9 protein-coding genes are annotated in these 6,825 nt (G+C 42.0%); 3 read left to right on the forward strand and 6 right to left on the reverse strand.

Annotation, left to right across the window (positions count from 1 at the left end; genetic code table 11):
• Window positions 1–469: 469 nt before the first annotated feature.
• Window positions 470–1,465 (forward strand): hypothetical protein, encoded by a 996-nt coding sequence (locus tag VGE44_RS10865; protein WP_331078872.1) that lies wholly within the window; start codon window positions 470–472, stop codon window positions 1,463–1,465.
• Window positions 1,466–1,652: 187 nt separating this feature from the next.
• On the opposite strand, the gene VGE44_RS10870 is transcribed toward VGE44_RS10865, so the two are convergent.
• On the reverse strand, window positions 1,653–2,045 hold the full coding sequence (locus VGE44_RS10870; RefSeq protein ID WP_331078874.1) for a hypothetical protein: 393 nt from the start codon (window positions 2,043–2,045) through the stop codon (window positions 1,653–1,655).
• Between the two features lie 108 nt (window positions 2,046–2,153).
• Between VGE44_RS10870 and VGE44_RS10875 the strand changes: the two genes are divergently transcribed.
• On the forward strand, window positions 2,154–2,987 hold the full coding sequence (locus tag VGE44_RS10875; RefSeq protein WP_331078876.1) for a Bro-N domain-containing protein: 834 nt from the start codon (window positions 2,154–2,156) through the stop codon (window positions 2,985–2,987).
• Between the two features lie 35 nt (window positions 2,988–3,022).
• On the opposite strand, the gene VGE44_RS10880 is transcribed toward VGE44_RS10875, so the two are convergent.
• The 5 genes from VGE44_RS10880 to VGE44_RS10900 all read right to left on the reverse strand — a co-directional run bounded on the left by VGE44_RS10880 (window position 3,023) and on the right by VGE44_RS10900 (window position 6,002).
• Window positions 3,023–3,532, reverse strand: coding sequence for a hypothetical protein (locus VGE44_RS10880; protein WP_331078878.1), 510 nt, complete (start codon window positions 3,530–3,532; stop codon window positions 3,023–3,025).
• Between the two features lie 126 nt (window positions 3,533–3,658).
• Window positions 3,659–4,261: a hypothetical protein gene (locus VGE44_RS10885; RefSeq protein WP_331078880.1), complete on the reverse strand. Its 603-nt coding sequence runs from the start codon at window positions 4,259–4,261 to the stop codon at window positions 3,659–3,661.
• A 38-nt stretch (window positions 4,262–4,299) separates the two neighbouring features.
• Window positions 4,300–4,668, reverse strand: a complete 369-nt coding sequence (locus VGE44_RS10890) for a hypothetical protein (RefSeq protein WP_331078882.1) — start codon at window positions 4,666–4,668, stop codon at window positions 4,300–4,302.
• A gap of 58 nt (window positions 4,669–4,726) precedes the next feature.
• The gene (locus VGE44_RS10895; protein ID WP_331078884.1) at window positions 4,727–5,368 is read right to left on the reverse strand and encodes a DUF6266 family protein; all 642 of its coding nucleotides are present in this window, start codon (window positions 5,366–5,368) and stop codon (window positions 4,727–4,729) included.
• Between the two features lie 361 nt (window positions 5,369–5,729).
• The gene (locus VGE44_RS10900) at window positions 5,730–6,002 is read right to left on the reverse strand and encodes a helix-turn-helix domain-containing protein (RefSeq protein WP_331078886.1); all 273 of its coding nucleotides are present in this window, start codon (window positions 6,000–6,002) and stop codon (window positions 5,730–5,732) included.
• A 391-nt stretch (window positions 6,003–6,393) separates the two neighbouring features.
• Between VGE44_RS10900 and VGE44_RS10905 the strand changes: the two genes are divergently transcribed.
• Window positions 6,394–6,825, forward strand: a 432-nt coding sequence (locus VGE44_RS10905; protein WP_331078888.1) for a helix-turn-helix transcriptional regulator, incomplete at its 3' end; no start/stop codon positions are given.

Here is a 6,825-nt window from a genome sequence, read left to right on the forward strand (position 1 = left end):
CGATCCGATAGAGGTCAGCTCCATCTAAAGCTCCTGAGAAGGGAAGCTCCCTTGGAATACTTCCTTCATCTTTTGGGCTCTGCAAGAGATGAACAATATTGGGAAGCATATAGAGGAATGAAATCTAAAACGTCAATAACCGAAGTTACGGACTTTCTACGGCTACATAAAGATGCCTTAGGAGAGGATGAACACCTCTTTTAACAAACCACCGTTCTTTATTGCTTGCTCCAGATGTCTTAGAATATCTCCCCATTGTTAAAAACCAGACGCACCATTTACCTTTTAAAGAGACAAGGTTGAGATATAACCCTAAGTCCCATACGTCCTGAAATATTATAAACCATCCATCTTATAGTGAAATGAAAGTCATTTCGAAAAAAAGGACACAGCCAAAACAATTTTACAATTAGCTTTTTTTCCTAACTTCAAATACATTACATAATAACAACCGAAGCACTAATTGGCAATGAAGACTCGAACTGTCAACGCCCAGCAAAACACTAACAATGCTATAGCTAATAATTTGCCTGAAAAGAAGATCGTTTCTGAACCTGATTTGGAGTTAGAGAAAAATCATTCCGTAGCCATGCCAATTAAAAGTATGCAGGAGATGGCAGATAATAGTGCACAAGTAAAGCAATTAAAATCTATTCAGGCAATTGCTGATAGCCGTTCTGATACTGTTGTTCACAGAATATCGAATAGTTTCATAAATAATAGCTTCCCGGTATTTCAATTTATTCGGCAAGGTAACGAAGCTAACAATGAAAATCCTAAGGGCTGGTATTCTGACGACGGCAAACAAGGACCATTTCCTACAAGACAGCAAGCTCGCGATGCAGAAAATAAAGCTAATAGCACAACCGCTGCTGCTTCCTCCAGTTTACAAGCTGCCGCTTGGGATGGAATAAATAATACCACTTTAGATTTTGGCAGCCAAGGGTCTATCACTTTGACAATGCAGGAAGTTTTGGACGGTATTTTAGAAATAGCAGGAGATCCATATCATTTAAGAACGGATGGTGTTGTTCAACTTTATGCAGCCAAATCCGGTATAACGGCTCATGTTCACGTAGATATTGGAGTAGGAGGAGGAATGACGAAACGAGGCAGTCGCGAAGAGCGGGATGCACGCACACCCCCAAGTCTGGTTGAAGCAATTATGAGAAAACCAAATTATGCAGAAGTCAAGAAACAGGCTCTTGAATTGAAGGAACATTATAAAGCTGGAGGAGAGAAAGTTGTATCTCCGAAAGATGGAATAAAGTTTCTTGAAACGAAAGCAAAAGAAAACGGTACAGGAATGTATGTTTCAAGTTTGGCAGACGCTAGAAGTAGAAATTGGAACATAGGAGATATAATGGTGACAGGAGGTGCAGAATATAAATGGCTAAAGCCTCACAAAGCGGGCGATCCAATAAATAGTGGGGATATATCACTTACAAGACTAAAAGGTGGCTAATTTGACAGAGACTTCCTTTTACCAATTAGGCTATATCTGTCACATTTAAGCAAAAGTTAAGTATCCTTGCCTTTCTTGATAGTGGTTATTATCTCTTACTACAATAGATATAGAATCCAAAGTCATTTTACAGAACAAGGAAAGAGTATTACCCTCCCCAATCCCTCATTTAAAAAAATCCTTCACATCACCTCCCCCAACGCCACAACCCCCACCCCACTAAAATAACCCCCACCACCATAATTAACACATTCACCATCTTTGAACGCCTTTTTTCCAATACCCTGAACTTTGATTCCTCCACCTTTTTGCTTTCATATTCTTCTCCATAATTCATAGCCCATTGCTTTTCTTCAAGAAGCCCCGCACTGTCCGTCCAGCTGATTACCCGTCTCAGCTTTCCGGAAAGCTCAATCTTTTCGGCCTTGCCTTTGAATCCATGCTGAGCTGAAAAGCTAAAGGTGTCTATGGGTATTATACTAATTGTGCAAATCTCATCATCAGATTCTGTCATCTGGATCCCCTGAGCATTTAACTTTACCCCATCCTCAAACCAACCGTTAACTAAATCATACCGCAATTTTTACTATCAACCGCCAGAAAGATGTATTTTGGTAAATTATACTCCGAAAAAAAGGAATGAATAGAATATGTTCATCAGAAAGAGATATAAATCATTTTCAGACCAATGAAAAAAGAAAACGAGATAAAAATATTTGAAGACAAAAAGGTGAGAAGTCTTTGGAATGAAGTGGAAGAAAAGTGGTTTTTTTCTATCGTCGATGTAATTGGTGTATTAACTGATAGCCCAAATCCAAGAAAATATTGGAGTGTACTTAAGATGAGATTAAAAGCTGAAGGCAGCCAGTTGACTACAAATTGTAGTCAACTGAAAATGGAATCTGCAGATGGGAAAAAATATCTAACCGATGTTGCAGATACCGAACAACTTTTCCGTCTTATTCAATCCATTCCTTCGCCAAAGGCAGAGCCTTTTAAACTTTGGCTGGCAAAGGTAGCGTCAGAACGGTTAGATGAAATGCAGGACCCCGAGCTCAGTATAGACAGGGCATTGGAACAGTATATGAACTTAGGCTATTCCGAAAACTGGATTAACCAAAGACTCAAAAGTATTGAAATACGTAAGGAACTGACAGACGAATGGAAAAAAAGGGGATTGAAAAAAGGAGTTCAGTTTGCTACCCTAACCGACATCATCACCAAGGCATGGGCCGATAAAACCACCAAAGAATATAAAATCCTTAAAGGACTGAAAAAGGAAAACCTCCGGGACAACATGACTAATACCGAATTGATTTTAAATATGCTGGCAGAGGCCTCTACAAAGGATATTTCGGAAGCAACTAAACCTAAAGATTTTACAGAAAGTAAAAAGGTAGCGAAGCAGGGTGGTAATGTAGCAAAAGTCGCTTTACAAGAACTGGAAGCAAGAACAGGAAAAAAAGTGGTGAGTCCAATGAATGCAAAAAAGAGCCTTAATCAAGATAATAAGCAGGACTAAAAATAAATCCGGCAGGCATCCTCTGGCTTCATAATTCACCCAAACCACTTCATCACTCCACTTCTCAACCCCCACCCGATAAGAATTATACCCGCCAAAACAATGAATACCAGTATTACAGACCAACGCTCTGTAACCAATGATCTGGTCTTTAATAACTCCGACCTCTCACTTTGCTTTTGTTCCTCATAATCTCTGCCACTTTGCTGTTCGAACTGTACCACTGTACTATCAGACCGGGATTTCACCCTTCTATGCAGTCCCCTAACTTCAATCTTCTGAGCCTTACCCCTGAACCCCTGCTGCACTGAGAAGCTAAAAGTATCTTTAGGAATTATACTTATTGTGTAAAGCACATCAGCTGAGTCTGTCATCAGGATCATACGCTTGCCTTCATATTGGGCATTCTTCAATTCCTTCATCCGGATCTCAGATTGCTCTGAGACTGAACTTTTCAAAATTTGCTTGTTCAGCTTCCGGGTACTGCATGAGCTGAGAATGATCAGCATCAGCAGTACAAAGAGATTTATTTTTAAAGTTTGCATGATCTTAGATTTAAGGCTGCCGGATATACCGCGCAACCTGATAAATAGATTTGACGGGTCGGCGTTTGCGGTACACTCCATCTCCCTCTCTGCCGCCTGAAACATTCGTATTCCCCTCAACCGTAATCAGCCAGGTTCCATCCCATTGATCAATGAAACCGGTGTGGGAGATGCGGTTTTTGTCGGGGAAGTAAATACCGAAAATGTCCCCGGTACCCGGAGTTGCCTGTTATCAGTTGTCTGGCTGGGCGGATAGGCGTATGCTATACGTGAATGTCTTGACCCGATAGCTATCGGGTCCTGGCTCCTGGTTCCTGACTCATCTGCCCTGCTTTCAACTTTCAGCTTTCTGCTTTCTGCTCTATACCAAATTACGTTACTACCCCTAAACAGGTCCGGTGACCAGCCCGTCCTGGGGTTAGCGATATTGGCTTGCCCAAAAACCCAGCAGACGAAAGCTGCACACCAGGGGTTTCCTTGCGGAAGGTTAACGTAGCGGAGGTATTGATCTACCTCCGCTCCCCTGTTGGATGGCTTCTCGCGGATGCCGATCTGACTCCTATAGATCTGCCGAACCTCTTGCTGTTTAGCATTGATTATTGGTTCAGGAGCTGAAATAGTTTGCCCTTTTACCTGCGGAGCATTGAGGATTGCAAGGCAGAGCAAAAAGAAGATCGATAGTTCTAACAGGACTATGATCAGGTTTTGATTTTGATTGCTTGTTTTCATGATCTTATGATTTTAGTTTTGTTTTATGCTCGCGAAGCTTAAATGAGAGCGGCCAGAACAATAACAAAAGCATAAAAAACAGCTAAATAGAATCCGAGATAAATCAGCACTTTTTGCAAGCTGTGCAGCGATTTGAAGTTGAACTCAAAGTATTGAACTGAATATTCGGCAAACACCGGCCAGATAACCCTGATGATCCACCAGGTTCCTGCCTTAAAGATCAGGATGGCCGAAACGGCGAGAATGATTGCACTATAGATCCCGGGGTCGATCGGAGCTGCACTCATATCCACCATTCTGATGGCATAAGGAATGGAGATAAAGATGAGTACACTGAGTATGATGCCGGTATATTCCATGCTTAAGGTAATTTGACCGGGCTGAAGATATTTTTGTATGGCTTTCATGACGTATGTGATTAATGGTGAGAAAATATGCGGCGGCTTCTGGCCGCCGCATCCTGAATTAAATGGGACCCACAGTCCCGGCGTAAATGCTGTTCGATACGTCCTTACCGTTTAGGCCGATGTAGAACATATAAACATGAACTGTGCTGCCTGCCCATTCCGGTGGAATTTCTACAACCGTAGTTCCTGCGGTTCTTAGAACTTCCTCCGGTCCGATGACGAAATCTCTCGAAACCGGGTCAAAAACCAATACAGTCATTTCATCGGTGATGAACCTGTTCAGCTTATCGAATCTCGGCGACCAGGAAACAGTCAGATTCAGATCTTCGACCAGCAATGCCACATCGGTTGCCGTGCCCAGCTGCCCTTTGGCCAACATGGCCTTTGGGAAATCAATCTCGTAATCCGGATAAGTCCCGGTAATTGCTTCATCAAGCACCTGCTTCAGGGCCATGTTAAATCCTGTCGCACGACCTGTTTTCACCTGTCCATAAGTCAGGTTCATCAGGCTTTTTACTGGTAGTAAAAACCTGATCGCTGTCGCAAACTTGGCTTGCTGCTCAAGCTGCTTCGTCGATTTGGGTTTATTACTCAGTTTTGGCAGGCCTTTGATATAATTAATATCGCGCCAGCTGCTGCCAATAATACTTCCGGCCTTGCCGGAGAAGCCTCCAAGGGCTCCTTTTCTAATAGTTCCCATGTTTTAAAAATTTAGGGGTTAAAAAAAATGATTAATTAAATACCGGTACAGATCAAACATCCGAACTGATGCGTCAGCGCTGAAATTTTGGCCCAATTTGGCCCAACTTGGCACGATTTGGCCCACTATTGCTTAGTGGAAAGTAATGAGAGAAGGTATTGATACGCAGTCTGCATGGGGATTTAAACCGAAAATGATGGGAGAAAGATGAACACTTTGTTCGACGCGTCTTCGACTGTTGTTCGACTGCGCTTCGACAAAAGTGCCTCCCGGTCGAAGAACTGTCGAAGCCGTGTCGAAGAACTGCCGAACACTTCTGCAACACTTCCCGAAGACTTGTCGAATCTTTCCCGAAGGATGCTTACTTCAAATAATGGTCTTTGATTTTGAAAATATCAGGAGTAAAGTAGTAGTAACGGCCACGGATACGCTTAAAGCTCAGTATCTTTTCCACCCGTATCCGATATAATGTTCTCCGGCTAATTCCGAGGATTTTTTGCACCTCCAATGAGTCTACCCATTGTTCAGTCGCGGATTCCCAATTTTTATTCATAGCCCGGAGTTCAGAAAAAAACTCATTTTGTTTTTTCTCCATCCGTTCCAGGATCTCAATGATATGTGCCAGTTTTGACATGGGATAAAATCACTACACAAAAATCACTAATACCCCTCTAAAATGTTATTCACAGCATGAATAAGTTATTCAAACCGATGAATAAGTTATTCATGGACATAAATTGTCTCCTGAAAACCTTTGGAAATTCGCTTAGAAAAAGAGGATAAATTTTGATTTCAAATCACACATTTTCATCTTTTTGACTGTGAAAAATTAGTTCGTGAATAAATTATTCATGCCTGAATAACTTATTCACGGGGCTCATAAAACTGCGTTTGGGGGCTAAAAAGGAAACGTTTTCAGCCTTTTGGCCGTAATTGCCTCTTTATGAGGGTATTGACAGAGGATTTTTGAATGATTAAATTCATGTAAAAGAGATCATTAATCAGCTACCTAAATTTCCCCAAACATGAAAAATTTCAACTTCGGCGAGAATCTGCGCATGATTCGGAGCTACAAAAACGTTTGCCAGGAAGGCATGGCCACAAGCCTTAATATCTCACAGGCTTCCTATTCAAGAATCGAAGCAAGTCCGGATTTCCCGGAGATTCAGGTAATCAAAAAACTCGCCGATGCGCTGGGTGTCAGGCCAAAAGATTTATTATCAGCGAACTGGTATGCCAGGGCAGTGCATGGCGATTTGGATAAGGACAAGCGCCGGGTAGCAACGATTAACCATACCGGCCAAATAACCTACGGTATTCTGCTCGCAATCGCTGCCTGGGACTCGATTTCAGGAACGGCAACAGGTACTGAGAAAGAATCGATTAATGTCCTGCTTGTAATTGGTTGCTGCTTAGGATTAGGCGCATTCTTTCTTTATTATTTTACTGTGAAGCAT

It is taken from the genome of Daejeonella sp. (assembly GCF_036405355.1).
Classification (GTDB): Bacteria; Bacteroidota; Bacteroidia; order Sphingobacteriales; family Sphingobacteriaceae; genus Daejeonella.

Bases quoted from the DNA above. Each gene is read 5' to 3' on its own strand.
- VGE44_RS10885 (WP_331078880.1), bottom strand. From the start codon at position 4,261: ATGAAAACAAGCAATCAAAATCAAAACCTGATCATAGTCCTGTTAGAA.
- VGE44_RS10900 (WP_331078886.1), bottom strand. From the start codon at position 6,002: ATGTCAAAACTGGCACATATCATTGAGATCCTGGAACGGATGGAGAAA.
- VGE44_RS10875 (WP_331078876.1), top strand. From the start codon at position 2,154: ATGAAAAAAGAAAACGAGATAAAAATATTTGAAGACAAAAAGGTGAGA.
- VGE44_RS10895 (WP_331078884.1), bottom strand. From the start codon at position 5,368: ATGGGAACTATTAGAAAAGGAGCCCTTGGAGGCTTCTCCGGCAAGGCC.
- VGE44_RS10890 (WP_331078882.1), bottom strand. From the start codon at position 4,668: ATGAAAGCCATACAAAAATATCTTCAGCCCGGTCAAATTACCTTAAGC.
- VGE44_RS10880 (WP_331078878.1), bottom strand. From the start codon at position 3,532: ATGCAAACTTTAAAAATAAATCTCTTTGTACTGCTGATGCTGATCATT.
- VGE44_RS10865 (WP_331078872.1), top strand. From the start codon at position 470: ATGAAGACTCGAACTGTCAACGCCCAGCAAAACACTAACAATGCTATA.